The organism is Rummeliibacillus sp. TYF-LIM-RU47 (genome assembly GCF_008638315.1).
In the GTDB taxonomy this organism is placed as follows: Bacteria; Bacillota; Bacilli; order Bacillales_A; family Planococcaceae; genus Rummeliibacillus; species Rummeliibacillus stabekisii.
Genome location: NZ_VVIR01000001.1, coordinates 103,282 through 128,243, shown reverse-complemented (window position 1 = coordinate 128,243; position 24,962 = coordinate 103,282). Strand labels below are relative to the sequence as shown.

The 24,962-nt window shown below is 38.1% G+C and carries 29 protein-coding genes, 1 riboswitch and 1 other annotated feature; of the genes, 10 read left to right on the top strand and 19 right to left on the bottom strand.

The features are described from left to right. Positions 1-177 precede the first annotated feature (177 nt). The 3 genes from F0527_RS00710 to F0527_RS00700 all read right to left on the bottom strand — a co-directional run bounded on the left by F0527_RS00710 (position 178) and on the right by F0527_RS00700 (position 2,370). The gene (locus F0527_RS00710; protein ID WP_066791669.1) at positions 178-690 is read right to left on the bottom strand and encodes a YwgA family protein; all 513 of its coding nucleotides are present in this window, start codon (positions 688-690) and stop codon (positions 178-180) included. A gap of 21 nt (positions 691-711) precedes the next feature. Next, entirely contained in the window at positions 712-2,010 is a 1,299-nt protein-coding gene (locus F0527_RS00705; RefSeq protein WP_147195483.1) for an HD domain-containing protein, read from the bottom strand. A gap of 105 nt (positions 2,011-2,115) precedes the next feature. Then, on the bottom strand, positions 2,116-2,370 hold the full coding sequence (locus F0527_RS00700; RefSeq protein WP_066791665.1) for a YuzB family protein: 255 nt from the start codon (positions 2,368-2,370) through the stop codon (positions 2,116-2,118). Positions 2,371-2,640: 270 nt separating this feature from the next. On the opposite strand from F0527_RS00700, the gene F0527_RS00695 reads away from it, so the two are divergent. Then, positions 2,641-3,285 carry an RsfA family transcriptional regulator gene (locus tag F0527_RS00695; protein ID WP_066791663.1) on the top strand — a complete coding sequence of 215 codons (645 nt, stop codon included), beginning with the start codon at positions 2,641-2,643 and terminating at the stop codon, positions 3,283-3,285. 215 nt (positions 3,286-3,500) lie between these two features. Here F0527_RS00695 and lipL read toward each other — a convergent pair whose 3' ends face one another. Continuing rightward, complete coding sequence (lipL, locus tag F0527_RS00690) at positions 3,501-4,337, bottom strand: octanoyl-[GcvH]:protein N-octanoyltransferase (RefSeq protein ID WP_150283428.1); 837 nt, start codon at positions 4,335-4,337, stop codon at positions 3,501-3,503. Positions 4,338-4,552: 215 nt separating this feature from the next. On the opposite strand from lipL, the gene hemQ reads away from it, so the two are divergent. Further along, positions 4,553-5,323, top strand: a complete 771-nt coding sequence (gene hemQ, locus F0527_RS00685; RefSeq protein WP_150283427.1) for a hydrogen peroxide-dependent heme synthase — start codon at positions 4,553-4,555, stop codon at positions 5,321-5,323. 43 nt (positions 5,324-5,366) lie between these two features. Here hemQ and F0527_RS00680 read toward each other — a convergent pair whose 3' ends face one another. After that, positions 5,367-6,131: an HAD-IIB family hydrolase gene (locus F0527_RS00680; RefSeq protein WP_066791657.1), complete on the bottom strand. Its 765-nt coding sequence runs from the start codon at positions 6,129-6,131 to the stop codon at positions 5,367-5,369. A 258-nt stretch (positions 6,132-6,389) separates the two neighbouring features. Here F0527_RS00680 and F0527_RS00675 point away from each other — a divergent pair, with 258 nt between their 5' ends. Both F0527_RS00675 and gerQ read left to right on the top strand, forming a co-directional pair. Next, complete coding sequence (locus F0527_RS00675) at positions 6,390-6,809, top strand: cell wall hydrolase (RefSeq protein ID WP_066791656.1); 420 nt, start codon at positions 6,390-6,392, stop codon at positions 6,807-6,809. A gap of 20 nt (positions 6,810-6,829) precedes the next feature. Then, positions 6,830-7,210, top strand: coding sequence for a spore coat protein GerQ (gerQ, locus tag F0527_RS00670; protein ID WP_150283426.1), 381 nt, complete (start codon positions 6,830-6,832; stop codon positions 7,208-7,210). A gap of 73 nt (positions 7,211-7,283) precedes the next feature. Here the strand turns inward: gerQ and F0527_RS00665 are convergent, their stop codons facing one another. The 4 genes from F0527_RS00665 to F0527_RS00650 all read right to left on the bottom strand — a co-directional run bounded on the left by F0527_RS00665 (position 7,284) and on the right by F0527_RS00650 (position 9,474). Further along, a complete protein-coding gene (locus F0527_RS00665; RefSeq protein ID WP_150283425.1) occupies positions 7,284-7,664 on the bottom strand; it encodes a DUF423 domain-containing protein in 381 nt (126 codons plus the stop codon). 18 nt (positions 7,665-7,682) lie between these two features. Next, positions 7,683-7,970, bottom strand: a complete 288-nt coding sequence (locus tag F0527_RS00660) for a YwdI family protein (protein WP_150283424.1) — start codon at positions 7,968-7,970, stop codon at positions 7,683-7,685. A gap of 78 nt (positions 7,971-8,048) precedes the next feature. Beyond that, positions 8,049-8,732 (bottom strand): uracil-DNA glycosylase, encoded by a 684-nt coding sequence (locus F0527_RS00655; protein WP_066791648.1) that lies wholly within the window; start codon positions 8,730-8,732, stop codon positions 8,049-8,051. Between the two features lie 4 nt (positions 8,733-8,736). Beyond that, positions 8,737-9,474, bottom strand: coding sequence for a DUF4230 domain-containing protein (locus F0527_RS00650; RefSeq protein WP_190323350.1), 738 nt, complete (start codon positions 9,472-9,474; stop codon positions 8,737-8,739). Between the two features lie 277 nt (positions 9,475-9,751). Between F0527_RS00650 and thiD the strand changes: the two genes are divergently transcribed. Further along, the gene (thiD, locus tag F0527_RS00645; RefSeq protein WP_150283422.1) at positions 9,752-10,585 is read left to right on the top strand and encodes a bifunctional hydroxymethylpyrimidine kinase/phosphomethylpyrimidine kinase; all 834 of its coding nucleotides are present in this window, start codon (positions 9,752-9,754) and stop codon (positions 10,583-10,585) included. Positions 10,586-10,668: 83 nt separating this feature from the next. Here thiD and F0527_RS00640 read toward each other — a convergent pair whose 3' ends face one another. Further along, positions 10,669-12,114 carry a magnesium transporter CorA family protein gene (locus tag F0527_RS00640; protein WP_150283421.1) on the bottom strand — a complete coding sequence of 482 codons (1,446 nt, stop codon included), beginning with the start codon at positions 12,112-12,114 and terminating at the stop codon, positions 10,669-10,671. A 188-nt stretch (positions 12,115-12,302) separates the two neighbouring features. Here F0527_RS00640 and F0527_RS00635 point away from each other — a divergent pair, with 188 nt between their 5' ends. The 4 genes from F0527_RS00635 to F0527_RS00620 all read left to right on the top strand — a co-directional run bounded on the left by F0527_RS00635 (position 12,303) and on the right by F0527_RS00620 (position 14,569). After that, the gene (locus F0527_RS00635; protein WP_150283420.1) at positions 12,303-12,656 is read left to right on the top strand and encodes a YojF family protein; all 354 of its coding nucleotides are present in this window, start codon (positions 12,303-12,305) and stop codon (positions 12,654-12,656) included. Between the two features lie 26 nt (positions 12,657-12,682). Beyond that, the gene (gene bshB2, locus F0527_RS00630; RefSeq protein ID WP_150283419.1) at positions 12,683-13,375 is read left to right on the top strand and encodes a bacillithiol biosynthesis deacetylase BshB2; all 693 of its coding nucleotides are present in this window, start codon (positions 12,683-12,685) and stop codon (positions 13,373-13,375) included. 101 nt (positions 13,376-13,476) lie between these two features. Beyond that, on the top strand, positions 13,477-13,986 hold the full coding sequence (locus F0527_RS00625) for a DUF3916 domain-containing protein (protein ID WP_150283418.1): 510 nt from the start codon (positions 13,477-13,479) through the stop codon (positions 13,984-13,986). Positions 13,987-14,122: 136 nt separating this feature from the next. Then, the gene (locus tag F0527_RS00620; RefSeq protein WP_150283417.1) at positions 14,123-14,569 is read left to right on the top strand and encodes a hypothetical protein; all 447 of its coding nucleotides are present in this window, start codon (positions 14,123-14,125) and stop codon (positions 14,567-14,569) included. A gap of 359 nt (positions 14,570-14,928) precedes the next feature. On the opposite strand, the gene F0527_RS00615 is transcribed toward F0527_RS00620, so the two are convergent. From F0527_RS00615 to F0527_RS00585, 8 genes are all read right to left on the bottom strand, one after another. After that, complete coding sequence (locus F0527_RS00615) at positions 14,929-15,483, bottom strand: GrpB family protein (protein ID WP_150283416.1); 555 nt, start codon at positions 15,481-15,483, stop codon at positions 14,929-14,931. Between the two features lie 273 nt (positions 15,484-15,756). After that, positions 15,757-16,956 (bottom strand): MFS transporter, encoded by a 1,200-nt coding sequence (locus tag F0527_RS00610; protein WP_150283415.1) that lies wholly within the window; start codon positions 16,954-16,956, stop codon positions 15,757-15,759. A 61-nt stretch (positions 16,957-17,017) separates the two neighbouring features. Next, positions 17,018-17,281, bottom strand: a binding site (T-box leader). A gap of 39 nt (positions 17,282-17,320) precedes the next feature. After that, the gene (locus tag F0527_RS00605; protein ID WP_150283414.1) at positions 17,321-17,761 is read right to left on the bottom strand and encodes a DUF4279 domain-containing protein; all 441 of its coding nucleotides are present in this window, start codon (positions 17,759-17,761) and stop codon (positions 17,321-17,323) included. Between the two features lie 197 nt (positions 17,762-17,958). After that, positions 17,959-19,575 (bottom strand): ribosomal protection-like ABC-F family protein, encoded by a 1,617-nt coding sequence (gene abc-f / locus F0527_RS00600; RefSeq protein WP_150283413.1) that lies wholly within the window; start codon positions 19,573-19,575, stop codon positions 17,959-17,961. A gap of 81 nt (positions 19,576-19,656) precedes the next feature. Further along, on the bottom strand, positions 19,657-19,794 hold the full coding sequence (locus F0527_RS16890; RefSeq protein ID WP_173668500.1) for an RAxF-45 family protein: 138 nt from the start codon (positions 19,792-19,794) through the stop codon (positions 19,657-19,659). 234 nt (positions 19,795-20,028) lie between these two features. Further along, complete coding sequence (locus tag F0527_RS00595; protein ID WP_150283412.1) at positions 20,029-20,910, bottom strand: GNAT family N-acetyltransferase; 882 nt, start codon at positions 20,908-20,910, stop codon at positions 20,029-20,031. 142 nt (positions 20,911-21,052) lie between these two features. Beyond that, complete coding sequence (locus tag F0527_RS00590; RefSeq protein WP_150283411.1) at positions 21,053-21,967, bottom strand: N-acetylglucosamine kinase; 915 nt, start codon at positions 21,965-21,967, stop codon at positions 21,053-21,055. A gap of 49 nt (positions 21,968-22,016) precedes the next feature. Then, positions 22,017-22,514: a hypothetical protein gene (locus F0527_RS00585; protein WP_150283410.1), complete on the bottom strand. Its 498-nt coding sequence runs from the start codon at positions 22,512-22,514 to the stop codon at positions 22,017-22,019. A gap of 139 nt (positions 22,515-22,653) precedes the next feature. Next, a riboswitch (PreQ1 riboswitch) is annotated at positions 22,654-22,698 on the top strand. 7 nt (positions 22,699-22,705) lie between these two features. Here F0527_RS00585 and F0527_RS00580 point away from each other — a divergent pair. After that, entirely contained in the window at positions 22,706-23,194 is a 489-nt protein-coding gene (locus tag F0527_RS00580) for a QueT transporter family protein (protein ID WP_066791621.1), read from the top strand. Between the two features lie 43 nt (positions 23,195-23,237). On the opposite strand, the gene F0527_RS00575 is transcribed toward F0527_RS00580, so the two are convergent. Further along, positions 23,238-24,845 (bottom strand): long-chain fatty acid--CoA ligase, encoded by a 1,608-nt coding sequence (locus F0527_RS00575; protein WP_150284873.1) that lies wholly within the window; start codon positions 24,843-24,845, stop codon positions 23,238-23,240. Positions 24,846-24,962: the final 117 nt, after the last annotated feature.

Below are 24,962 nucleotides of genomic sequence, written 5' to 3'. Positions count from 1 at the left end.
AATTTATAACATTTATGCAGCGGAAGCCGTTGACTCCTGCGGCATAAGCTTAAGCGGAAAGACCCGGTTGGAACGGAACCATTCTACTTATACTATTTCTAAGACTAAAAGTTTCCCCTTGTCTTTTTTCTTTGCTATAAAAAAACGTGAACAAGATTCCTTGTCCACATTCCATAATTAATTTGCATTCAATTTGATTTCCTCTAATGCCTCAATAAGTGAAAATGCTTCATTCATTTCTGTCTCTGTAAATTTCAATTTTCCTTTTACCACATGCACTTTTTGAATCCGTTCTTCTTTCGGAAGTTCATCAAAAAACAATAGCGTAGAAACAAGCTCTAAAAAGCGGGCACTTTTACTGTTTAGTACCTCTACGACTTCATTTAAATGCTGCTGTTCCTCGCACATATGCTTCGAAAAGTTTGTTCCTTTATCAGTCACTTGATATGTGTACTGCACATAGGACCCCTTATCTTCCATTTCTTCCGTTAAAAAACCCATCGTGCATAGCTCTTCTACGCGCAATGTAAGCTCCTCCGAATAGGGGCCATAAATATGAAATTGGTATTTCTCATTGAAAGGAAACTTCATTTTTTTTGCGATATAAACCATCTTCTGCAGCTTTTTTCGCCCCGTAACACTTCCAGCTAAAGATACAAATTGTACGACTTTTGCATGTTCTTCTAGCACGTTTTTCTCCTTTCGAGAAGCTTAACCTCTCAGTACTTTTAATATTTGTTTTTTTAGCGTTTTTTGAGTACCATCCTGCAGCAGTACTTCTTCCGGAAAATATAACTTATGATCAGATCTTCGTTTTCCTGAAATAGCTTCAACAATTTCAGAGCATCTTGATAGTTCACGCGTTTTACCATTCGGCATTAACAACTGGATGGGTACACGCTCTTCTTCTTCTCCTGGCCGGTAAAAATCGTATGGTAAATCTGAGATAGAATCGTGAACTAAATAATATTTAGGGTCAATGCCCGCTTGATAAAATAACTCTTTTAGATCACTTAATTTTTCATATTCATTTGCAGGATCAAATTCTATATATTTAAATAACTTTCTATTAATAAAACGGCGGCTTAAATCGCTTAATATCGGATCGCTTTCTTGCATCCACATTTGAAAATAAGTAAGCAAAATATTTTCATCAAGTGCAATATAATCTTCTAGTTCGATATTGTTTTGGAAAAACGCCATAAAATGTGTAGGTTCTTGCTTGAATTGATAGTTTCCCTGGCTCAAGTCTTTTGCACGATGAAGAATCTTCGTTAAGATTACTTCTGCGCTGCGGGAAACTGGGTGGAAATAAACCTGCCAATACATTTGATAGCGACTCATAATATAGTCTTCTACCGCATGCATCCCACTTGATTTGATGACGACCTGCTCTTCTTTTGGTCTCATGACACGCAGGATTCGTTCCATATCAAAGTGACCATAGCTGACACCTGTAAAGTAAGCATCTCGCTGCAGATAATCCATGCGATCCGCATCAATTTGGCTGGAAATCATACTGACAACTTGTTTATTCTCATATGTTTTGGCAATGACGTCTGAAACTTTTTGCGGAAATTCAGGTGAAACGCGTGTCAATACATGGTTTACCTCTGTATCTCCTAAAATAATAGCTCGTGTGAATTCCTCATGGTCTAAATCAAAAACATGTTCAAAGGAATGTGAAAAAGGGCCGTGGCCAAGATCATGCAATAATGCAGCACAAAGAACCACGAGACGTTCGCTTTCATCCCACTCTGGCATGTCTATGAAGATATCGTCTACCATTCGGCGGACAATTTCGTATACCCCCAAAGAATGGCTAAAACGACTATGTTCTGCACCATGAAACACTAAATACGTCGTACCGAGCTGTTTAATCCGTCGTAAACGCTGAAATTCCCTCGTGCCGATCAAATCCCAAATCACTTGATCTCGCACATGGATATAGCGATGTACCGGATCTTTAAACACCTTTTCTTCCGCTAATTTTTTTGTCGCATAATCCAATTCGGAACCTCCCTTTTTCTCCAAAGTGTCCTATTATGCACTATATTTCACCATTATATACGAAAAAACCACCTTATTGAAAGGTGGAATAGTAATTGTACATATTTATTCTTGATAACTTTCTGGCAGCTTCTTTTGAGACTTTAATTTAGCTACTACTTTGGGAATCAATTCTTCTTCTGTATGTGCTGCACATGGACGATTATTTACGATTGTGAATGTTTTTCGAAGACCCGGCCCACAATAAGATTGACATTTGATATCAATCACTGCATCTGGATCTACCGTCTTTAACTTAGGTATTAATGTTTTTAAATTAACGGCTTGACACTCATCGCAAACACGAAATTCGTTTGCCATTTTGTCTCCAACCCTTTCTATATCTCAATTTCAAGTTAGTATCATTCTAAAAATGAACTAATTTTTATACTTACTATACTGCATTTCCGCTACAGGTGGACTCTCCCGCTTTCAAGTCATAACGCTCTTTTAGTTCATATTAATTATAGTGTATCGTATTTTCTATCTCTCATTCAAGACATTTTCTTTTAAACCTATTAGAAGTTATTGAATAAAAAATAGTAAAACTGTCTACGCTAATCCTATGAAACAAATAGGAGGTTTTAAACAATGAAAACGAGACAAGATGCTTGGTTACCAGAAAACGACGAACTATTGGCAGAAGCCGTTTTACGCCACGTAAAAGAAGGGAGCACACAGCTGACGGCCTTTGAAGAAGCTGGTGATGCACTTAACCGTACGGCTGCAGCTTGTGGCTTCCGCTGGAATGCAGTAGTACGCAAAAACTATGAGAAAGAACTATCTTCAGCAAAGAAAGAACGCAAGGAAAGAATGCGAGTCTACGGTACTACCGTACGAAGAAGAACAGCTGGTCTCTACTTATTGCCTAACGATAAACATAGTGAAACAACAAGGTCCATCCCTCTATCTGCCATGTCAATTGATTTAGTCATTGCGTATCTAATGCGTTTGCAACAGAGCGATTTTCATGATGAAGAGGTGACAAGATGGCGCCACCTAGCAAATATTGCAAATGATAAAGCGTCACAATTAGAGAAAGAAGTCTTACGTTTAGAAAAAGAACACCGCAACATGAAAAAAGACTATGAGCAATTCATGCAAGTAATGAATCGTGCAAGACGCCTTATGACACTTGGGACAGAGGATGAACATATCGCACCTGTCTTTACGATGGAACGCAACGGTAATCTTGTGAAAAAAGAAGATGTACCAACCGTTGGAATTGAAGAATAATATCAAGAAATAGTTTAAAGAAAAAACCGAACAATGATGTGACTTTCACTGTCACATTTGTTCGGTTATTCTTTTTGCTCCGTTTCAGACGGCGCATTTTGTAGGAGGCGCCGTCCCCCACTTCACGCTATTTAAATATTTTATTAAATTTGTTCTGACCAAGCCTCTTTATGATATCTAGTTTTTAACCTATTTCCCGGGAAATCGACAGTATTCTACTCATCTATCGGTAGCATTGATTGATTTCGTTCGAAAACTCTCTTTAGATAAAATGAATATAATTCAATTTCCTCTTCCTGAAATTGACCGATGACTAATTGATCACTTAGTAATGCTAATAAATTTTGCAATTCAATGACCGTTTGCTGTACTGTAATCTCTTCGCCTAATAATTCACTTAGTGAAGCCATGACCTCTGGCTTGATGTCAGGGTAATGGAATTTTGTTTGTTCCCCCCGCAAGCTGACTTGATAAAAATCTTTGATCAATGCAGCTCTCTCTACACCGCTTCCTTCTACGCACAGATAGATTTGCACCGCGATTCCTTGGCGCATTCTTCGTTGCGAGATGCCTGCAAATTTCTTTCCATTAATGCTTAAATCATAAGAGCCTGGACAATAAGAGCCGACGATTTCATACGCTTCTATTTGGTCAGCTACTTGTGGAAAGAGACTTTTGATGAGTTCTACCATAATTTCATAGCCTGTATTAATATCAATCCGTTCTTCCTGCTCTGATAAAATTAACGAAATGTTTAGGACTCCAGGATCTAACACAACAGCCAAGCCACCTGAATTCCGTACGATTGGCGCGTAGCCTCGACTACTTAATAAGTCTATGCCCTCTTTTATATTAGGTAGACGATGGTCTTGAATCCCGAGCACTACCGAATCGTTATGCACCCATGTTCGCACACTAGCAGGAGATTGTCCCTGCCCTACTAACTGGCATAATGTATCATCAGCAGCAAAAGATTCTAATGGAGAACGGTCAACACCACTCATGGATTGATCTATAAAACGCCAAACTTTTTGATGTAAATAATCTTTCATGTTCTCTTCTCCTGCATGGTTAGTATTATTGTTTCATTATCTCACGAATAATACATGAATCAAAGGTGAAAGAAACTCTCTCCTGACTCTCGCCTCAAAACGTTCATAAAAGAGTATATCTGTAGCTTGAAGAGCTTTCACTAAGTGAAGTTTCGCTTTATTTCTGTTAAAATGAGGGAGTATTGATTTTAGAGTTTAAAGGAGTGTTTCTTACAATGATTGAAGCAGCACAAACACTTGACGGCTGGTACGTATTGCATGATTTTCGTGCAATGGACTGGACATCATGGAAATTAGTTTCGAAAGAAGAACGCAAAGCAGCTGTTGATGAATTTATTCAATATCTTGATAAGCTGAACGAAGCGGACGTAAACAAAACAGGCAGCCATGCATTCTACTCAATCGTAGGACAAAAAGCTGATTTCGTGATTATGACATTGCGTGAAACAATGGAAGAATTGCAAGAACTTGAAAATGAATTCAATAAACTTGCGATTGCTGATTTCACAATCCCTACTTATTCCTATGTTTCAGTAGTGGAGCTTTCCAACTATTTAGCAGGCAAGCCTAAAGATGATGGTCCTGCAGAAGATCCATATCAAAACCCGCATGTGCGTGCACGCCTATATCCTGAATTGCCTCGCTGGGAACATATCTGTTTCTACCCAATGGACAAACGCCGCCAAAAAGGCGCTAACTGGTATATGTTAGAAATGGATGAACGTCGTAAATTAATGCACTCCCACGGACTAATCGGCCGCAGCTATGCAGGAAAAGTAAAACAAATCATTTCTGGTTCTATTGGTTTCGATGACCACGAATGGGGCGTTACATTATTTGCGCATGATGTATTGGAATTCAAAAAATTGATTTATGAAATGCGTTTTGATGAAGTATCAGCACGCTACGCTGATTTCGGTGAATTCTTCGTCGGCAATATTATGGACAACGAAAAATTAGAGAAATTTTTAGCGATTAAAGATTAATACGAAAAGACCAGCTCTCATATTATGAGATGGCTGGTCTTTTTTAGTAGGCAAATCGCTGATCCAATTCTTCAAGCTTTTCTACAATTTGCTCCTCAATTAGCTGATTCTTTGATATGCATTCATCCGCATATAGCGCTAACAGCGGATGATCACCTACCATGACACTGTGCTTCGCATGCTCAAAAACTGGAATATCATATTCATCATCTCCAAAGGTAATGTATGCCCCTTTCTCAATGCCCAGCTTTTTTAATGCTTTCCACTTTTGAATGCCACATGGTGTGATATCAAGCATACCTAGTTGGTAATGTGTATGGATAATCACATTTAATTCATCTAGTTTTTTACGCAGAATCGCCATATTAAATGACGTGACAATCGTAATCTTTACAACATGTTCAAGCTTATCTAAGGGTTTATTAACCCCAAGGCCATTAGGATCGATTGTTTCAGCAATCGGATGGTCAGCTGGACCGGTATATGAATAATCCCACTCGCCTTCTATGAAATAAGTTACTTTATATTCTTTCATCAATAACCGTATACTCTCTAATGTTTCTTCATCAAATACAACATTCGGCTTTACGTTTCCATTATGGCAGAGAATGGCCCCATTTCGTCCTATCATTTTGTTGCCGTGAAATCTTTTGGCCAACAATGGTAACATATCGCGAATAGGACGGCTCGAAGAAAAAATAACCTCATGTCCTTTTTGGACCAAGCATTCTAAACTGTACGTAATTGAATCTGGCACAGGCTGATCTTCAAAACAGATTGTTCCCTCTAAATCAAAGACAAATTGCATGGCTCAACACTTCTCTTTCTATATAACATTCTCTGGAGCATTTTTACCTATCAGTAGCAGGAAAGCCGTCTCCCAACAGGCTTGGAAATTAACAGAGAGGCGCAGGATAATAATGAATAAAGAAAAAAAAAGACTAAAGCAGGATCCACACACCTAATCTCCCGTTTTACATTATTTCCCCTCTTCTATTCAAATTATACGTTTATGGTGGTTCTTATTTTATCTTCTTCGCATATATAAAGAAGAGGAGGTTATGTTATGCCTGTCATCAAAAGTACATCAAAAGAACTTGACCTTTTAGCACGACTTATGCGGGCAGAAGCTGAAGGCGAAGGGGAACTAGGAATGTTAATGGTCGGAAACGTGGGCGTCAATCGAGTCCTTGCAGATTGTTTAGATTTCCGCGATGTGAGAAATCTTCAACAAATGGTTTTTCAGAGTCCGGGTGGCTTTGAAGCTACAACGAAGAGCTACTTTTATCAACGTGCAAGAGAGCAAGATCGTCGTTTAGCCCAAAGAACCATTAACGGAGAACGTTTTCACCCAGCAACCCGAGGACTATGGTTCTTTAAGCCAACTGGCGACTGCCCTGCGCAATGGTATGGACAATGGAACACCGGGCGATATAAATCGCATTGTTTCTATGCGCCTACAGAAGCTGACTGCCCGCAAGTATAAATAGAAGAAGGGAAGATGAAATGGTTCAATATTATTGGACACCGAACTATCAACAACAGACTTACCCAGCAGGCGGTGTGACTATTCCAACAGGCACCGTACAAACAACTCCTAGCCAGGGACCAGCAACTGGGGGTCTGCACTTGGGCAGAGAGCAGTCATACATCGAAAATATTATGCGTTTAAACAGAAGTAAGCCGGGAACTTTCCACTTTTCATTTGAGCATGCAACAGCTCAAGGACAAAATGTGGTCATTATCAGAGGGGTAATTGAAGCGGCCGGACGAGATCATGTTATTTTACGCGATATCAAAACAAATCATCGTTATCTCATGCCGATGATTTACTTTGATTATGCGGAATTCGATGAACCGTTACAGTATTTTGACCAAACTCCTTAAAAAACGAACTGATTGAACACACACAAAAATGCCAAGTATTAAACAAACTTGGCATTTTTATTATTGACTATTACTATTTACCGAACTTTACTGCAGCAATCATAACCAATACCCAAGCAATTAAAAATAAGACGCCTCCAATTGGTGTAATTGCACCAAGCACTTTAATTTGAGTAATTGCCAGTACATACAGGCTACCAGAGAATACAATCGTACCGATCAGCATAATCATGCCTGCACGTGATAGCAAGGGAATGGGACCAAATAAACTTTTACTCATTAAAATCCCTATCAAAATAAGACCTACTGCATGAAACATTTGGTATTGTACGGCTGTTTCATACACTGTCGCATAATGGTCTGTCAAAACATCTTTTAACGCATGAGCGCCAAATGCTCCGAATGCTACTGCTAAGAATGCGAGTATAGCACCAATTAAAATATAAAAACTCATTTTATATGACAATCCCTTCTAAAAATCAAATAGTGAATCACCGTTCGCATCATCTTCTTCCAGCTTATTGGCTGTGAGCGATTTAGGCATGGAAGAAACGGATGAATGGGACAAGTCTTGTACAGTCTCCCCTATCATCTTTGGCATAACGGTATGAGGTGTCGGTGATTTGTCACTTTGCAGCGCTAGGTCGCATAAAGCTCGAATAGCGGACAATTCTTCACGCATCTTAGCTTCACTACTTCTTTGGCCCGCTTGATGAATATGTTTTTCTAGTTCGCGGATGACCGCATCATAAGAAATCATTGTGTACCCCTCTCTTATCCACTGCTACTTCTTTTACTATTACTTTACCATGTTTCGAAGTGGAGATGAAGGGTGTCTCTACTCACTATCTGTCAGATTAAAGTCAATCGGCTCTTCGCCCCACGATAAAAGCTGATTATTGATTTTAGAATACGGGCGGCTGCCAAAAAAACCTCGGTGAGCGCTTAAAGGACTTGGATGGGGTGATTTAATAATGGCATGGCGAGAAGTATCAATTAATCTTTCCTTTTGCTGTGCCGGTTTTCCCCAAAGGACAAACACAATCGGCTCTTGCCGTTCTGACAGTTTTTCTATGACGGTGTCTGTAAACTGTTCCCATCCTTGATTTTTATGCGAATGGGCTTCATGCGCTCGTACAGTCAGTACAGTGTTCAACAAGAGCACACCTTGCTTTGCCCATTTAATCAGTGACCCATCCTTTGGTATACCAAATCCAAGATCCTCGTGTAATTCTTTCAGCATATTTTGCAGGCTTGGCGGCTTTCGCACACCATCTTTTACTGAAAAGCTTAAACCTTGTGCTTGATTCGGACCGTGATAAGGATCCTGCCCCAGCATAACTACCTTCACTTTATGATAGGGTGTATAACGGAACGCATTCCATATATCCTCCATTGGTGGGTATACGGTATGTGTGGCATATTCTTCTTTTAAGAAATCGCGCAGCTTTTGATAGTAAGGCTTATCAAACTCTGCGCCGACGATTTCTTGCCAATCGTTGTCAAAGATTCTTTTTGGCATCGTATCACTCCTTAAATTTTACGGTCACATCATAGCCAACTAAAGCAAACATATCTGCAACAGAGTTTTTGGCATTACTTTTTGCTCTACTCAACAATCCCTGTGTTTTGGCTTCTTTGATCATTTCCCTTTTCGCTTCAGCCGTTAAACCAAAGGCTTCTTTCATATCTGGTTTGTTACGAAAAAGACCTTCGCTGGAGAATACTTGCACATTATCAAAATCTACTTCTGGTTCACCAAGAATCTTTGGGGCAGGCAAGGTAATCGTTGCTTCCTTGTTCTTTTGGTCAAGCTTCACATTTTTTTCTGAAACATCCTCGAAATCGACACCAGCTTTAACCCCACCTGGAACAACTACTAATAACTCTCTCTTTGTACCTGGCAAATCAATACCGATTTCTTTCCCGAATAACTCATTGTTCTCTTTTTCAATGATAACTTTTGTAAATGCCTCTGCTGTTGTTAATTCATTCAAATTTTGGATGCGCTCGACTAAAGAGCCCTTCTGCTCTTGGTAAGTACTTCCCTGAATCATTTTCCAAGCAGCAAAAGGTACAAGCAAAATAACTAATAAAACTAAAAGGCTGGCCCACATATATTTATTTTTTAATAGAGCCAGTACTACTATATTTCTAAAGCTGCGTCGTCGCATCGAGGTTCCCTCCACCACAGTCGCAGCCTGTTCATTATCTCGATAATACTTATTAAACAATTGAGTTAACTTTTTGTTGTTTCTTGGCATAAACTTCCTCCTTTTATACTCTTTTTCTACCATCTAGCATACTACTATTGTTATTTTAGCGGTTAGTAGACGTTTTGTCGAAATTTAAGGGTTCCTGAAAATCATTTTTAAATGGCTCCTTTTAGCAGCGTTTCTGACCCTTTCATTCCTCTACATTCTGGCTATTTTTACTGGCCAGTTTAACAGCTATAATAGATAGGAAAAGAAATTATTTATGAGGCATTTATTATTGGACAACCTACACTATGTCCTATCATGTTATGAAGGAGTGTTTAACATGTCACTAAAGAAAACATTAACGATTGCCGGATCTGATGCTTCTGGCGGAGCTGGTTTGGAAGCTGACTTGAAGACTTTCCAAGAATATGGCACTTACGGTATGGCTGCTGTAACAGTCATTGCTACTATGGATCCTGATGAAAATTGGTCACATGGTGTTTATACATTACCTATTGATGTTCTAAAAGCTCAGTTAAAAACTGCCTTTTCTACTGGAATAGATGCAGTTAAAACCGGCATGTTATCAACCGAAGAAGTCATTCTTACTGCCGGCGATGCGATTAAAGAGGCTCAGCTTAAAAATGTGGTTATTGATCCTGTAATGGTATGTAAAGGGGAAGATGAAGTATTAAATCCAGGAAATGTAGATGCGATGATTTCACATTTGCTGCCGATTGCTTTAGTTACCACACCTAATCTATTCGAAGCTGGTCAATTAGCTGGCATGAAAACACCAAAAAGTATTGACGAAATGAAAGCAGCTGCTGAGAAAATCCATGCTATTGGCGCTAAGCATGTCGTCATTAAAGGCGGCCGCTCTATTGATCCAAACAAAGCATTTGATTTGTATTATGACGGCGAAAAACACTTTTTATTAGAAACGCCTAAAATTGAGACAACATACAATCATGGTGCTGGATGCACTTTCGCTGCTGCCATTACTGCTAATCTTGCAAATGGTCTTGATGTCAAAGAAGCGGTTATTAAATCAAAAGAATTCGTTGCTGCAGCAATTACACATGGCTGGAAATTAAATCAATATGTCGGCCCTGTGATGCATGGTGCGAAGAATGTATATGGCGCACCCGAAATTACGGTGACAGAACTGTAGTATTCTTCAATAAATAAGCTTCCACTCCAAAATGGGTGGAAGCTTTTTAATTTACTCTATGTTGGGACAAAATGTCTTTATGCTTAATATTTCAGCCAAAACTGCAATCTTTTTCTTATATAGTTGTAGAAAGTACTTACTAATAAAAAGAAAGTCATTAAAATCCCACCAACAGCTGTTATCAGACAAATCCATTCATAAATATTGTAATGGAATATTTCCGACCAGTTATAATTTCCGTCCCATTCTTCAATAATCAGGTTCATCCCGTATATACCTGAGACAACCGTAAACATCGTCAATACGAATAACAAGTAGTTTTGCCTTTTGTCTGCCGCTTTTTGCTGGTTCACATAAAGGGCATCAAGCGTTTTAGAGACCTCACTGAAAAGCTCATCGATTTTAAAAATCTCTCTCAAGCGCTTCGACATTTCACGACTTGATGAACGGCTGCTGACCTCTTGGAAGTAATATTTAGAAGAAAACATGGTAATCAACTGCATTAATTTCTCTACATAAATTTCATCCTTTTTCCAAGCGAGCTCACAATATCGGAAGGAGAGTTCGAGTAGTGTTAATTTGTAAAAGTAGTGAAGTAAGATGGTGTAATAGTGAACGCCCATAAATCGAACTCTTGCTTTTTCTCTAAAAGCCTCTGTCGTATCACGATAGACAATCGTTGTTTGGACATGCTCTGTTGTTATGTCACATAACTTAGGCATATAGCGCGTGTTCACACGCGTTTTTAGGTACTCCTCCATATGCTCTGTATTGGCTGCAGAGATAAAGGGAACAGATTCTTCCGTGTACCCATCCAATTGACTGGCTCTATAGAGTTGTTCAATTGGCAAGTGGTCTTCATCCAACTCAATATAATTCGTGACAAGCATTCGCTCATCTTCAAAGTAAGGAAGACTACCAAAGTAACCGTCCCGACGGTCATCATGAACCGTATATTTTTGAATTTCAGGGCAAAGATGCTTCATGATAAAATCGTGTATACAAGTAAATGGTTCCCCATCATATTGGACTTCCATCCCTAATTGGTTATTTGTTTTAGGCTCTAGAATGCGAAAGTGATGCATGAAATCAAGTGCATCTGAAAATAAATTAACATCCTCTAACTTCACACGAATCGATACAAAGCCAATTCCAAATGGACATAGGGTAATATCAATGCTAAGTATAGTAAAAAGATAGTGTCTGTCGTGAATTTGGAGGCTACCTGTCTTTGAAATTTCCTTAGAGAAACGCTGAAAACCATCATCTCGTATATTTTTCGGAAACAGCCTCCGCTCTATGTAGGATAAAAAATTTTGCTTAAGGGCAATACTTGATAACTCGATGTCACCGTAAAATTCGGATTGCTGCTTCTTATCATTGAGATTAAAGAAGCTGTAGCCATTGCCGAGCAATTCCTCAGATAGCGCTATCTCCTTTTTGGTCATAAAAGAAAATGGCAGCATAGCTGTCATCCAAGCATTTGTTATTTTTGTTTCTTCCTCTAAAACTGGTGTTGTAAAGTGCATAAACTCACCCCCTACCCTATAGTATTCCCACATTTTGTTCATTTATAAACATTTACTGAAAGAGTAGACAGTGCGTGTGAATCGCATTTCATCCTTTTTTTCTCTATACTATAGTAGTACTTAAATCAGTGGCAGTTTATCGCTATATGTAGCGATGAGGCCTCTTTTTGAGAGGAGCATATAATCAGATGGAAACAGTCAATCTACAAAAACTTCAGGACCTTCTGAATTCCTTTGCGAATAAAGATGTCTATATACACTTAGAAACAACGAATGGGGCTTATGCCTCTCACTTCGATGAAAAAGTATTCAATGCGGGCACATTTATCCGCAATGTACTAATTCGTTATGAACTTGGTAAAGTGACGCCTGATGTACCCCATCGTGTGGGTTTAAAACTATCGAATGGCGGCTGGGTGTATGCCCAAGGAATTACGCATTTTGAGCTCGATGATCAAAATCGTTTGCTTATGGGCGGCCATGGCTATGATGGTAAATTAGCTATTGCGCTTGAAATCAGCGAAACACCATTCGCATATTAATTTCCAAATTAAAAGGAGTTTTGAATATGTTACAACCTGAACGTCAAATACTTGTTGTGTTCCCACATCCTGATGACGAAGCATTCGGAGTTTCCGGCACATTGGCGCAATATGCGAAAGCTGGCACACCTATCACATATGCTTGCCTAACTCTTGGAGAAATGGGACGCAACCTCGGCAATCCTCCATTTACCACACGCGAAGAATTGCCATTAATCCGTAAAAAGGAACTTCAAGCATCTTGTGAAGCCATTGGTATCAAAGACTTACGTATGATGGGACTTCGTGATAAAACGGTTGAATTTGAAGATGATGAAGAAATGGTTGCCATGATGACAAATTTAATTGATGAACTCAACCCTTCATTAATCATCACTTTCTATCCGAATTATGCGGTTCACCCTGATCATGAAGCAACTGCTAGAGCTGTTGTCCGTGCTGTACGCCGCATGCCTGAGAGCGATCGCCCAAGACTATACTGTGTGGCATTCGCCAACAATACAGTAGCAGAACTTGGTAACCCGGATATTATTAATGATATTCACGATGTACGCGTGGAAAAAATGAACTCTATGAGAGCTCATATTTCCCAAACAGGCTGGATGCTTCAAGAAGAAGAAAAACGCAAAGAAGAAGGCGCGACTGCAGAAAATAACTGGTTTACAAACGAGCATTTCTACAGCTATCGCTTTGATGAAGATTTCGAAGACAGTTTTTAAGAACATAGAAAGGCCCAGTTTTCTTATAAACTGGGCCTTTTTAATTAGCACTGTTTCGTTGTCTTTAAAAGAGATTATTAAAGAGATTGAGGAGAAATATGATGCGGGAGAAAAAAATTCGAGGAATTAAACGTAAAACCAATAATATGATGAAACGTATTGAAGAAAACACATTTGAATTCCCAACAGACTTTTACAATGGTTATTGGCATCTGCACCTACCAGTTGCTCCAGACTTTATAAATTCCAATAAAACACCAAAAAGAGTTAAAAGACTCTGCATTCAATCACTATTGGACAGAGCTGAATATCTAATTGGTTTCAAACCAAATGACAAACAAAAGTATCGAGTAGTAGCTGCAATTGATTTACCTGATTTATGGGGTTCACAAATTATTGTATTTAAAGGTGACGCCCATTTTGAAGAATTCTTTAACAGAGACGACGAATATCAAAAGTGGCTGCATTTACCAAATGACAGAAAAATTCAAAATGAATGGGGACTATCTGTTCCTAACGGTTTACAAATAACAGGTTTTAAAGAAGAAATTACCGATGAAGATGGATACCACTTTGAAGGTGAAATTTGGTTTATTGGAGAATTAAGATAAATTTAAACAGACATAAAATACGTATGCCCCTTTTCTTTTAAAAAATCTAGAGCCTTTAATTAAAAAATATACTATTGAGACATTCACCAATCCTATGGTACATTTATCTGGAATAATATTCAAAAAGGGGTAATCTATGAAAAAAATAATAATGGCATTCTTATTGATTCTTGTGATCGCCGGAGGTTTTTACGTTAATAGCCTACTTAATAGTAAGCCACCCCTCCCCATTATTCGTGCTGGGCATGAAAATGTTGCGAAAGTTAGAGGCTCTTATTGTTGGGAAGGACTTGTTAGCAGTGAATGTGTTGATACTATGCCTCCTCCTGAACTTATTAAAAACCAAAACCTCTCACCTGTGGTTGCTTCTCCCTCATCCAAATTGAAAATAGTATTTAAAAACGAACCTAAAAAGAATACGATATCAGTAAGCAAATGGCTTCCAAATAATAAGGTTGAAGATGTCGTACTAAATAAACAGTCAATTATCTTGCCAAAAGAAAAAGGGTTGTATGTGTATGATGTATCTGCAAACTGGGAGAAAGGCAGCGCAAGCTATGCTTTTGCAATTGAAATCCGTTAAAGCTTAGCTTCCTTTTTATCTTTCAAGGGATTCTCCCTTGCTTCCAGCTTCTCTTCTGTATTAAACAAAAAGAATCCATAATAAAACAGTAAATCCTAAAAAGAGCAACCCAAATATGAAGGAAAGCATTTTAAAGATCACAATATGATATTTTGGTGTTGTAAATTTCTCAGAAATTAATAAGAGAACACTAAATAACGAATCAATCCAATCTAAAGTATTAAGAATAAAATCGTTGTCCTCTTTAAATCTTTTAAAAGTTACATAAAAGGCATTGCCTGCAATAAATAATAAAAATATGGAGCTTATAATCAACATATATATATTCATTCAATATTTCTCTCCTGATCGGTAATAGCCTACAGTTCAAATGTAGGGAGATTTTTACTGTCTGGTTGCCTTATGCTTTGATACCAGGCATTTGCTTTTAGTTCAATCTCCAAGACTAGCTGCTCTTTGCCTTTAATATATGACTCAATATCGTAAGGAAAACGTTTGGAGAGTCCCTCTTTCACATCTCCATATTTTTTAGCGACATCTGGATGTGATATCAAGTAATCACGAAAAGCCAGATGACGATTAATATTGTGGTTATCAAATTGGTAAAAATGAAGATGATGAGTTCGATGATCTCCGCCTTTTTGAAAGTATCGTCTTTGATAAATCCCGTTTTCTCCTTTTGGTACATAACCAATGGCCATCATAGGAATATTAAATTCATCAACTTTATTTACATCTGTAACCACGGGCATTATATCAATGATTGGTTTTGCCTTTAGACCTTTTACAGATGTACTACCAATATGATGAATATCAATGATTTCGGAACTGAATATCTTATACAATAAATTTGCTTCTACCTCAAACATTGAATTCCAGCACTCGTTATATGCTTTCACTTCAACTTTTCTCATTAAGAGCCACCTCTTTGTATATGTTTAATTTCATCACATTCCAAAACACCATCTTTAAAGAAACTCCCGATTACTGAAGTTCATGATTCAGCTAAAGAAGCTATAATTCTAAGTGTGAGTGACCACAATAGAGCTTTGATTTTGTCCGAATAAATTGCTGAGTGGCCCATGATATTGATATAAGCTTTTTTAAGCTGGAGTTGCAAAAGGCTTGCCCATTACTTTATTGGTCAAGCCTTTTTATAATTAACTATTTAAAGAAGCACCATTTTTTCAAAAGTATTCCTGCCGCTTTTCACCTGTTACGACTTTCCATGCTAATAACCCTACAGCGAGAAAGGCAAAGGAGCCTATTAACCCTACAGGCCGGATCGAAGTTAATTCAGCTGCAAAGCCTATTAAAACAGTTATAACAACAATAAAACCTGCTTCCACCACACTAAAAAGACTTTCAAATCTCCCCATCATCCCGACAGGAACATGATTTTGGTAGAAAGTCATATACCCTGTATTAGCAAACGTCACAGCAATTCCTATTAAAAATACACCAGGCGTTGCACTAAAAAAGCCATCCGAACTATAAAATATTATATAACCAATTGAAGTGGAAATTGTGCCCATACCTATTAAAAGATTAACTGCAAGTTTTTTTGAATAGAGGGAGTTAATAATTGAACCTATTATTATTCCACCTCCAAAGACACTTAATAAAAACCCATAATTGGTGTCTGACATTGAAAGTACGCCTTTAGCAAAAGCTGCTTCGAGCGAATCTATTGCGGTCATGATTATAGTAGTACCACTAAATAATAAATATATTTTTACGACATAGGTATTACTTCTACTGAAATGAAAAACAACTCGAAAATCTTTTTTTATCAATTGCCATGTAATTCTTTGCCTCTCTGTTTCTTTAAGTCTCGAGTCCACATTAGGTAGCATCTTAATAATTAGAGCTGAAAATAGTAATGCTACTGCATTTATATGAATAGCCGTATAAGGAGTGCCCATCCAAAATAACATTCCAGCAATGGCAGGGCCTATTAGTGAGCCACATGAGTTGATAAAACTACGAAGTGCGTTAAACCGTTGCCGATCAGCTTCAGGTATTAGTTTAGTCATATAAACCATAGAGGTAGGTTGAAAAATAGCACTTCCCATATTAATGATAAACGCTAGTATATAAACATAAATCAGTGACGGTAAAAATGGAATGAACGCAATACATATTGCTCGAAAAATATCTAATCCCATCATCAGTCGCCTTGTATTTACCCGATCAATTAGACTACCTGCCCAAGCATTTGAACATATAGTTGCAATTGGATGTAGTATATATAATAAAGCAATGGCAAGTGGGGAACCTGTTTTATTCAATATAATTAAGTTTAATGCAATGAGATAAACCCAAGCGCCCACATTTGAAATACCTATTCCTCCTAATAGTATGAAAGGATACTTCCATCTGAACATGTCACCACTCCTATTTTATTTTTGTAAAACAAAATAAAAAACTCACCCCCAAGATATTTATCTTGGGGGCGAGTCATATCGCGGTGCCACCCCAGTTCATCTCTACATTGCTGCAGAGGCCTTATCGAGTACGGCTTTGTGAATAATTCACCTGCGATACTCTATCTCTGTAACGTGAGAATACGTTGCATCATCATTATTCCAGTGAACAAATCCAATGCACAGCTCCAAGCCTTGTTTCAACGCCTTTCCTATCCCTCTTTTTCAGCAATCAGAGGTCTCTGTAGATAGTACGTGGGTTTACTCTTCTTTTCGTAGCTTTTATATGTAATTCTGTAAATCATATACTATTTAAAACAAGAATTCAATCCAAACAAAAATCATCTTCATAAGGGTTTGCATATAAATCTATATCAAATTCAGCACCAATACTTGATGCAAAATTTATTACGTCCGTATCTAAGTAAAGACCAGGGGTATCTCCTTCTTCCATAATGATTACAATAAAGAATTTACATACAACAGAATAAGTTTGTTTGATCTCCTGAATTATGGATACCTTATTTTGAAGCGGCATTATAATTTGTTGTAATTGTTCTTCTACATCAAAAGATTCTTGGTAGCCTGTATCTAAATGCCACGAAGTTTCTTTTCTCGACAGTTTACTTGAACGATTGGGAATTCTATCTCCTTTTCTATATGTATTAGAAGGTTCAATCCCTAATTTTTCAGTAATATCTTCTAAGGGAAATGAATCGCCAAATATACTTAAATAGACCCTCACCTGTGTTTTTGTCTTCTCCAACAGTCATACCTCCAAAAAAATTATAATTTGTTCAATGTTCTTTTTAGCTTAAGTTAACACTTCCTTCTTCTCAAATCTTCATTAAACTTTATGTAATTCTTTTGGCTTTTAAATGTAAAACCAATATAGAAAAACCCTAAAATGTAGTATTTATATTTTAGGGTTTAAGAATTCCTCTTACAAAGATTTTCTCGATCTTATTCGTTGTATAACTTTTTCTGCTTCATTTTTGCCCACTCAAATGGGCCATCATGCAGTGTTAATTGCTGATTTTCTAGCCAAGCTGTTTTGGTGAACAGCTTTTGTAAAAAGTATCGATCATGACTAATCGCTACTATTGTACCGTCAAATTTTTCAATCGCCTCTTCAAGTGCTTCACGCGATTCAATGTCAAGGTGATTTGTAGGTTCATCCAACACAAGCACATTACATTGTTGAACCATCAACTGAGCTAATCTCAGTCGCATCTTTTCTCCACCACTCAATTGTTCTACCTTTTTAAACACATCATGACCATAAAATAAAAATTGTGCGAGCATATGGCGTGCCTCGTATTCCGTCATTGAAACATCACGACGAAAGGCTTCAATTAATCGCTCTTCTTTATTAAATTGTCCGAACTGCTGAGCCAGATAGCCAATTTTTAAATTGCTTCCTTGCTTCACTTCCCCATCTATTGGTATTAATTCTCCAAGTAATATTTTGAGTAACGTTGATTTGCCGGTCCCATTGTTACCAACAATCGCTAAACGATCCCGATAAAAGATTGGTAAATGTACATTCATAAATAAGAAATCTTCTTCAAAGCCATGTGAAACGTGATTGAGTAAAAACACCTCTTTTCCTGAACGCTCATCAGCTTTTAACTGCAGGTTCATCTGCCGCTCAACTCTCGGCTTCTTCACCAGATCCATACGTTCGAGCATCTTTTCCATAACTTTTGCTTTTCGATATAAATCTGGATTTGGTGGTGATGCCTCATTTGCCCATTGACGCAATCGGCGTATTGCTTCTTTGATTTTTTGAATCTTTTTTTGTTGCTCCTGATATTCAGCGAACTGCTGAGCAATTTTTGCTTCTTTATTTCTCACATATTGATCGTAGTTCCCTTTACTAACCCAAATTTCTCCATCCTCAATTTCTAATATTTTATTAACGACATTATTTAAAAAAGCCCGATCGTGAGATACGATCAATACTGTTCCTTTAAAATAGTTTAAATAATCTTCTAGCCATTCAATAGCTGCTAAATCAAGATGGTTTGTTGGCTCATCTAAAAGTAATATATTTGGTTGCTTCAGCAAAATTTGCGCGAGCATTACCTTCGTCTTCTCACCACCACTCAATGCTTCAAAAGGTTGCTCCAAAAGTTGCGTGATCTTCAGCCCATTTGAGATAGAAGCAATCTTTGCTTCAATTTCATAACCACCAGCTAATTGATATTGCTCTAATAGATCCCCATATTGAGTTAAAACCTTTTCGCTCATGTTTATAGCCATCATTTGCTCCAGTTCCGTTAAACGAGCCTTCATTTCATGTAGCTGCTCGAATGCTTGGGACAATACGTTGAACACAGTAATATCCTTAAACATCGGAATTTGATGCAAGTAACCAATTGTTTGACCTTTTGTCTTTACTATACGCCCTTCATCTGGTTGCTCGATTCCCGCTATCACTTTAAATAAAGTCGTTTTACCGCACCCATTACGTCCAACAATAGCCACTCGTTCACCTAAATTTACTTCAACTGATAAATTGGTAAAAATGGTGTTTCCACCTAATATTTTTGTTATATTTTCTACTTTTAATTGCATACTCTAAAGCTCCCCTTTGGAAATAAAAAAAGACTGCTATAACTAAGCAGTCTTTCCTTAAAAATTGTGAAAAGAATGTTGTTAGTTAGCTAAAACACTATTAATTTTTCTAAAAAAGGGCACACTTGTCCCGTTAGTAGCAAAATCAAAAGCAATAACAGATGCAAAATACATAGCTGTATTTACTTTTACACCTGTTTCCATAGCTAACTTTTCCATTCTTCTCACCTCCGTTCACTAAAGTTATTTTAATATTAACACATTTCAATAAAAAAAGCGCCAAATGGAATAAAATAGATAAAAATTTCGAATTTAGATTTTCGACTCTTCATACTATGCATTTTGATAAAAGAGGAATAGAAGGGTATACGCCAGTAAATAGCGCCCCTTCCTTATATAATTTATTTTTATAAGTCCCGGTATTTAATACAAGCTATCATAATATTTACTACTTTAAATTTCTTTCACCATATACACTTGCTGAGCTGTTGTTTCGAAACCTATCTTTCTTAAGGCACTATAGGTTTTTTTACTTTTGTTCATTGGTAAATTAGGAACTGTTCGATTGATATTATCTGTAAAATCCCCAAAAACACAACCTATTAATTGATAGATAATCTCTTCAGCGTCTACTCGTTCTGGTTTTGCCTCACACTGATACATGGTGGTACCTGTATGGACACCTTGATCATTATAATTCTTTTTGTAGTAAGCGTAGCCAAGTACATCACCATTTTCTTCTTTTACGAGGAGGCCCTCACCACTTTTCGCGCTTTGCCATCGGGTCTGCCATGGATTCGTCGATTTATAAAATGGTAGTTGACCAATTTGTTGTAGCGCTACTCGTTCAACCGTAAATTTTCTTTTTACCTCACCAATTAGATTTTGTTTTTGCTTTCCATTAAGATTTAAGAATTCTACAGTATCTTCAACAAGATAACCCTTCTTCTTATAGACGGAAATGGCGACCGTATTTTCACTTATCGCCTCAAGTGTTGCTATATTAACATTCTCCTTTTGTAGAATGGAGAGCGTTGATTCTATTAGTAATTTCCCGATCCCTTTACCCCTATAATCCTTACTAACTCCGGTGCCGCCATTCCAAGCAACCTTTTGGCCGTGATCCATTCTTACACCGTTCATCACAATCCCTATTGGTCGATTGTTTTCAAAGGCGATGATAGATAAAGCAGGTGAAAGATCTTCCATAACCATTCTTGTTAATAATTTTTCTGGAGTAGTGGTTGCATCCACAAAGTATCCTTCAAACCCATCGTTCCAGGCTGTTACCGCATCTGCAATTGTACAATCTACTAACCTCTTAATCGTTATCATTTTATTTCCCCCTTAACAGCGATACGTCCTTACTAGGTATGCTCACCTCTCAGGAAGAATTCCATTATCATGGGAATCATTCGGAGAAGTTTCTACCATAATGCATCAAGCTTAGCACCTTTTGGAATGTATATAAAAGCATTCAATTAGAAGGAGTTTCACCATTTAACTTCGCCAAGTAATAGCATCCCGCCGTAGAAGAAATATCTTCTGTTATAAACTGAACGTTTTGGATTCGCTGGCGAAGAATTTCAGTGAATTTTTCTTGTACAAAAGGAATATTAACGAGAATACTGCCCTTTATGGCAATAGCCACTTTTTCTTCTTCTTTGTATTGTAATTTTTTATACGCATTCCATGTCAGCTCGGCAAGCTCTTCTCCTGCCTCACTTAAAATTTGCAGCGCTTTTTCACCGCCTATTTCAGCGTCTTTTACAATGACGGGTACGAGGCGTGCAATTTCTGCCTTAGGAGAGGAATAAACAAAATCTTTTATGTCCTGAACAGAGGTTTGTCCCAATTCTTTTAATACTGTCCTTGTTAAAGATGAATAGGCTACTCCCTGATCCTCCTCTTTAATCATGGCTTTCAATGATTGAATGACGATCCAATAGCCACTCCCCTCATCTCCAAGCAAATGGCCAAAGCCTCCTGTCATCTTTTGAATACCGTCGTGCACACCAAAACAAACAGACCCCGTCCCAGCAATCGTCAAGATACCATCTTGCCCTTTAAGAGAAGCTGCATGAGCGATGATGCTGTCTTGTACTATATCTACCTTTGTCTTGTAATAGTTCTTGAAGTGTTGGTGAATGAGCTCTTGATTTAATGAGCTTTCATATCCCGCAATGCCCATATATAAATGCACACACTCTGTTTTTGAAAGCGCAGATTGGCAGGCATCGACTGCCTCCATTATATGATGAAGTGCTCTTTCTTCATGTATGAGCACATTACCAAACCCCGAAATACTTGTATGCAATAGATTCCCGTCTAAATCATAAGCAGCTGCTTCCGTCTTTGTGCCCCCTGCGTCGACTCCTATTATGATTTTCATTTGCTAAACTCCTTTCGTGTTCCTAAAATAAAACCTCCATATAGGTAGCTTATACCCTATGGAGGTTTTCAAATTGCTTAAAAGCTTTCATCATCTCTTGGTGCATAATGTTTGGCTTTTGGACTGCAATCCACAATATATCAAATGACTCTACTGCCGATTTTCTTTTTTCTAAACGTTGTTGAATCTCATCTCGGTATTCTGGCTTAGTCACAATCGTTGTTACCTTACCAATCCCCGGATATTTCTTCAAAACGATGGACTCGATTTCATGCCAGTACAATTCATGATTGCTGAAATCTATTGAAACTCTTCTTTTAGTCCAGGCGATTCCTCTTTTTTTAATACGAGCAATTAAAAAGTAAAAACCCGTAAAGGCAAAAGTGAAATAGACTACAATACCGACTACAACCATCACAATTTCTCGCCAGCTCCAGCTTCCTGCCTGCGTTTCATGTGATAATTGGGTAAGCACGCCGAGTACTGTTACAAATCCGCCAAGAAGCAAAAAAAGAATGCAAACGTTTTTCGGTAAATATTTCTCCATATAATGCTCCTTTTAAAGCAAAGGCACTGCTGTTTTTGTTCTTCTATTATAACGAATCTTATGCAAAAGAGCTTCTTTGAGTGTTTGCAAAAGCATTTTGACAACCCGGCTAAACAGGAGTAAAATAATGATTTGCTCTAAACACGTGGTTCGAGACCATCCCACGTAAAAAAACTAGGGGGAATACAATAATGAAAACAAAGTCTCTCGCAATCAGCGGTATTATTGCGGCTCTTTATGTTGCCGTTACATTGCTGATCGCGCCTTTTGGATTTACTGCGATACAATTCCGTATCTCGGAAATGTTCAACCATCTTGTTGTTTTTAACAAGAAATATATGATTGGAATTGTAGTAGGTGTAATAATTGCTAATTTCTTTTCACCACTTGGCGTATATGATTTAGCTTTTGGTGTTGGGCAATCTGTGTTAGCACTTACGATTACGATTATTTCCATCCGTTTTATTAAAGGACAGTTAGCGAAGATGATATTTAATACAATCGTCTTTACAGTAACAATGTTCTTAATCGCCATTGAACTACATCTTCTTTATGATCTTCCTTTCCTTTACACATGGTTTACATGTGCTGTAGGTGAACTTGCCGTAATGGCTGTTGGGATTCCAGTAATGATGGGGCTTAATAAACGCATTAATTTTAATAAATTGATAGAAGATTAATTAGAAAAAGGACTTGTGAAATAATCACAGGTCCTTTTTATTTTTATTTTCTCAGCTCGTGGATATCATCCCTGAGTTTAGTCTTTAAAAACTTACCAACAGAGGTTTTCGGAATTTCATTGAGAAACACTACATCATCCGGAACCCACCACTTTGCGAATTGGCCTTCCAAATAACTTAGCAACTCTTCTTTTGTCGTGGTGCTCGCTTCTTTTAAGACGACACATGCAAGCGGTCTTTCCTGCCATTTTTCATCCGGCACTGCAATCACGGCCGCCTCGAATACTTGCGGATGTGTCATTAAAGCATTTTCAAGATCCACAGACGATATCCACTCTCCGCCACTTTTGATTAAATCTTTCACACGGTCGGTGATTTTAATATAGCCCTCCGGCGTCATCACAGCGATATCACCTGTATACAGCCAACCGTCCTTGAATGCTTCTTTTGTTCTTTCATCTTTATAATATTCATCCGCAATCCACGGCCCTCTAACTGTTAATTCCCCCATCGTCTTGCCGTCCCATGGTACTTCCCCTTGTTCATTTACGACGCGCGTTTCAAGTAGTGAAACCGTTAGACCTTGCGTGGCACGAATATTGAGCTTGTCTTCTTTAGACCAATGCTGCATATCAGACGTATAGGTGGATAAACTAACGATTGGCGTTGTTTCTGTCATGCCATATCCGACAATGAATGGGACATTATATTTTTCTTCAAATGTCTGGATTAGCCCTTTTGGAGAAGCGGCGCCACCGCAGACAATCACGCGCAAGGATGAAATATCTCTCTTATTTTGTTCCAATTCTTTTAAAACACCAAGCCAAATAGTGGGAACACCTGCTGTGATGGTTACTTTCTCTTTGTCAATTAAATCAAGCAGTAAAGATGGCGTGAACATTGGACCTGGCAGTACCTGAGTTGTCCCAAAGTTGACCGCAGCAAACGGCATACCCCATGCATTGACATGGAACATTGGCACCACTGGCATCGAAACATCGTTTTCACGCAATCCCAGTGAATCTGCCAAGCCGAGCGCTAAACTATGGAGCACCAAGCTGCGATGTGTGTATACTACACCCTTTGGGAAGCCTGTCGTCGCACTTGTATAGCACATCCCAGCCGGCATATTTTCATCCAGGTCCTCAGGAAACTCATACGCATCGCTTGCATCTTCAAGCAATCGTTCATACGAATGGACATTTTTCAAATCTGTTGGCGGCAACTCATGATTGTCTTGCATTACGACAATATGCTTTACAGATGTTAATAATGGAATTGCCTTCTCTATTAATGGAAATAAATCGCCATCAACTAATAGGATTTCGTCCTCCGCATGATTGATAATGTAGACAATATGCTCAGGCGACAAACGAATATTGATCATATGCAATACGGCGCCTGCACAAGGTACTGCAAAATAAGCTTCTAAATGCCGATGATGGTTCCATGCAAAAGAACCTACCTTCGTTCCTTTTTTCATACCTAGCTTCGTGAGCGCCTCCGCCAATCTTCTTGTCCGTCTCCCGAACTCTCGATAGTTGATTCTGTGAATCATATTTTCAGCAGTTCGTGAAATAATTAGTTTCTCTGGAAAATAGCGCTCTGCTCTTTTTACAAAATCAGTTAATACTAATGGCGTTCCCATCATTGTTCTACCAGCTCCCTTTTGTCTACCTTCTTTCAAATCTATTAACTCTTTCTATATTTATGCTGGTTAAGAGCTTTTAATGAATGCTGGTTGACTAGATTAGTAAATTTAAAGTGG

What these genes read in the sequence shown, in the direction of transcription:
- F0527_RS00580 (WP_066791621.1), top strand. Translation starts at nt 22,706, where the DNA reads ATGAAAACAAAGTCTCTCGCAATCAGCGGTATTATTGCGGCTCTTTAT.
- hemQ (WP_150283427.1), top strand. Translation starts at nt 4,553, where the DNA reads ATGATTGAAGCAGCACAAACACTTGACGGCTGGTACGTATTGCATGAT.
- bshB2 (WP_150283419.1), top strand. Translation starts at nt 12,683, where the DNA reads ATGTTACAACCTGAACGTCAAATACTTGTTGTGTTCCCACATCCTGAT.
- F0527_RS00675 (WP_066791656.1), top strand. Translation starts at nt 6,390, where the DNA reads ATGCCTGTCATCAAAAGTACATCAAAAGAACTTGACCTTTTAGCACGA.
- F0527_RS00635 (WP_150283420.1), top strand. Translation starts at nt 12,303, where the DNA reads ATGGAAACAGTCAATCTACAAAAACTTCAGGACCTTCTGAATTCCTTT.
- F0527_RS00610 (WP_150283415.1), bottom strand. Translation starts at nt 16,956, where the DNA reads ATGTTCAGATGGAAGTATCCTTTCATACTATTAGGAGGAATAGGTATT.
- F0527_RS00695 (WP_066791663.1), top strand. Translation starts at nt 2,641, where the DNA reads ATGAAAACGAGACAAGATGCTTGGTTACCAGAAAACGACGAACTATTG.
- F0527_RS00660 (WP_150283424.1), bottom strand. Translation starts at nt 7,970, where the DNA reads ATGATTTCTTATGATGCGGTCATCCGCGAACTAGAAAAACATATTCAT.
- gerQ (WP_150283426.1), top strand. Translation starts at nt 6,830, where the DNA reads ATGGTTCAATATTATTGGACACCGAACTATCAACAACAGACTTACCCA.
- F0527_RS16890 (WP_173668500.1), bottom strand. Translation starts at nt 19,794, where the DNA reads ATGGAAAAGTTAGCTATGGAAACAGGTGTAAAAGTAAATACAGCTATG.
- F0527_RS00700 (WP_066791665.1), bottom strand. Translation starts at nt 2,370, where the DNA reads ATGGCAAACGAATTTCGTGTTTGCGATGAGTGTCAAGCCGTTAATTTA.
- F0527_RS00615 (WP_150283416.1), bottom strand. Translation starts at nt 15,483, where the DNA reads ATGAGAAAAGTTGAAGTGAAAGCATATAACGAGTGCTGGAATTCAATG.
- thiD (WP_150283422.1), top strand. Translation starts at nt 9,752, where the DNA reads ATGTCACTAAAGAAAACATTAACGATTGCCGGATCTGATGCTTCTGGC.
- F0527_RS00585 (WP_150283410.1), bottom strand. Translation starts at nt 22,514, where the DNA reads ATGGAGAAATATTTACCGAAAAACGTTTGCATTCTTTTTTTGCTTCTT.
- F0527_RS00625 (WP_150283418.1), top strand. Translation starts at nt 13,477, where the DNA reads ATGCGGGAGAAAAAAATTCGAGGAATTAAACGTAAAACCAATAATATG.
- lipL (WP_150283428.1), bottom strand. Translation starts at nt 4,337, where the DNA reads ATGAAAGATTATTTACATCAAAAAGTTTGGCGTTTTATAGATCAATCC.
- F0527_RS00575 (WP_150284873.1), bottom strand. Translation starts at nt 24,845, where the DNA reads ATGATGGGAACGCCATTAGTATTAACTGATTTTGTAAAAAGAGCAGAG.
- F0527_RS00655 (WP_066791648.1), bottom strand. Translation starts at nt 8,732, where the DNA reads ATGCCAAAAAGAATCTTTGACAACGATTGGCAAGAAATCGTCGGCGCA.
- F0527_RS00620 (WP_150283417.1), top strand. Translation starts at nt 14,123, where the DNA reads ATGAAAAAAATAATAATGGCATTCTTATTGATTCTTGTGATCGCCGGA.
- F0527_RS00595 (WP_150283412.1), bottom strand. Translation starts at nt 20,910, where the DNA reads ATGATAACGATTAAGAGGTTAGTAGATTGTACAATTGCAGATGCGGTA.
- F0527_RS00640 (WP_150283421.1), bottom strand. Translation starts at nt 12,114, where the DNA reads ATGCACTTTACAACACCAGTTTTAGAGGAAGAAACAAAAATAACAAAT.
- F0527_RS00650 (WP_190323350.1), bottom strand. Translation starts at nt 9,474, where the DNA reads ATGCCAAGAAACAACAAAAAGTTAACTCAATTGTTTAATAAGTATTAT.
- F0527_RS00590 (WP_150283411.1), bottom strand. Translation starts at nt 21,967, where the DNA reads ATGAAAATCATAATAGGAGTCGACGCAGGGGGCACAAAGACGGAAGCA.
- F0527_RS00665 (WP_150283425.1), bottom strand. Translation starts at nt 7,664, where the DNA reads ATGAGTTTTTATATTTTAATTGGTGCTATACTCGCATTCTTAGCAGTA.
- F0527_RS00680 (WP_066791657.1), bottom strand. Translation starts at nt 6,131, where the DNA reads ATGCAATTTGTCTTTGATTTAGAGGGAACAATCTGTTTTGAAGATCAG.
- abc-f (WP_150283413.1), bottom strand. Translation starts at nt 19,575, where the DNA reads ATGCAATTAAAAGTAGAAAATATAACAAAAATATTAGGTGGAAACACC.